We start from the raw sequence: 1,897 nt of genomic DNA, 5'->3' as shown, positions 1-1,897 counted from the left end.
CCCGCGAGATCGCCTGCGCCTACGACCTGACGTTCGTCGACCCCGCCAGCGATGAAGTGGTCAAGCCGCTGCCGGTGGCGGGGGAGGCCTGGCCGCTGACCGTGCAGGCCGGCACCGGCGTGCGCCGGTTCGCGCTGCGCCCGGTCACCGGGATCGATCCCGCCGCCGTGTCGCCCTGGTGGCTGCAGCGCCGGCTGCTGCTGTGCGGCATCCGCGCGACCTCCCCGGCGGTGGACGTCACCAACTACGTGATGCTGGAACTGGGCCACCCGATGCACGCCCACGACCGCAACCGCATCACCGGCGGACTGGGGGTGCGCTTCGCCCATCCCGGCGAGACCGTCGTGACCCTCGACGACGTGGAGCGGCGGCTGGATCCGGCCGACGTCCTGATCGTCGACGATGCGGCGACGGCGGCCATCGGCGGTGTGATGGGCGCGGCCAGCACCGAGGTGCGCGCTGAGTCCACCGACGTGCTGCTGGAGGCGGCGGTGTGGGACCCCGCCGCGATCTCGCGGACGCAGCGCCGGCTGCACCTGCCGAGTGAGGCCGCCCGCCGGTACGAGCGCGGGGTGGACCCGGCGATCTCGGTGGCCGCGCTGGACCGCTGTGCGACGCTGCTCACCGACATCGCCGGGGGAGCGGTGTCCGACGCTTTGACGGACTGGCGTGGTGATCCGCCGTGTGAGCGCTGGTCACCACCGCCGATCCGGATCGCCGCCGACCTGCCGGACCGTGTCGCCGGCGTCGCGTACGCCCCGGGCGCGACCGCCCGGCGGCTGACCCAGATCGGGGCCCTGGTGACTGACGGTGACGGCGAGCTGACCGTGACACCGCCGAGCTGGCGGCCCGACCTGCTGCAGCCCGCCGACCTCGTCGAGGAGGTGCTGCGGCTGGAGGGTCTGGAGGCCATTCCGTCGGTGCTGCCGTCGGCGCCCGCGGGCCGCGGGCTGACCGCGGCGCAGAAGCGTCGCCGTGCGATCGGGAGGTCGCTGGCCCAGTCCGGCTATGTCGAGGTCCTGCCGACGCCCTTTCTACCGGCCGGCGTCTTCGATCTGTGGGGGCTGCCCGACGACGACCCGCGACGCGCGACCACGCACGTGCTCAACCCGCTCGAGGCCGACCGCCCGCACCTGGCGACCACGTTGTTGCCCGCTCTGCTGGAAGCGTTGGGGCGCAACGTATCTCGCGGTCTTGTCGACACCGCGCTGTTCGCCCTCGCCCAGGTGGTCCAGCCCACCGAACAGACGCGCGCCGTGGAGCTCATCCCCGTGCACCGGCGCCCGACCGACGCCGAGATCGCCCTGCTGGACGCGTCGCTGCCGCGGCAACCCCAGCACGTGGCGGCGGTGCTGACGGGTCTGCGGGAACCGCGGGGCCCGTGGGGGCCGGGCCGGCGGGTCGAGGCGGCCGACGCGTTCGAGGCGGTCCGAATCGTGTTGCGCGCCAGCGGTGTCGAGGTGACGCTGCGGGCGGCCCAACGCCTGCCGTGGCATCCCGGCCGGTGCGCCGAGGTGCTCGTCGGGGGCGCCGTCGTCGGCCACGCGGGCCAGTTGCACCCCGCCGTGGTCGAGCGGGCGGGCCTGCCCAAGGGCACCTGCGCCATGGAGTTGAACCTGGATGCGATTGCGATCGTCGACGCGTTCCCGGCGCCGAAGGTCTCGCCGTTCCCGGCCGTGTTCCAGGACGTCAGCCTGGTCGTGCCGGCCCACGTGCCGGCGGCGGCGGTCGCCGACGCGGTGCGTGCGGGCGCCGGCGAGTTGCTCGAGGACATCGCGCTGTTCGACGTCTTCACCGGCCCGCAGATCGGCGAGGACCGCAAGTCGCTGACGTTCGCGCTGCGCTTCCGGGCGCCGGATCGCACGCTCACCGAGGACGACGCCAGCGCCGCCCGCGA

General features: G+C 74.3%; 1 protein-coding gene. It reads left to right on the top strand.

All coding sequences use genetic code 11. The annotated features are described in order from the left end of the window. On the top strand, window positions 1–1,897 hold a 1,897-nt coding region (locus AC2VOR_RS05550), incomplete at both ends, for a phenylalanine--tRNA ligase subunit beta (protein WP_486963348.1).

Source organism: Mycobacterium sp. TH-M103 (genome assembly GCF_057473785.1).
The sequence above is the reverse complement of the archived record's forward strand: the minus strand, read 5'-3'. Positions and strand labels throughout refer to the sequence as shown.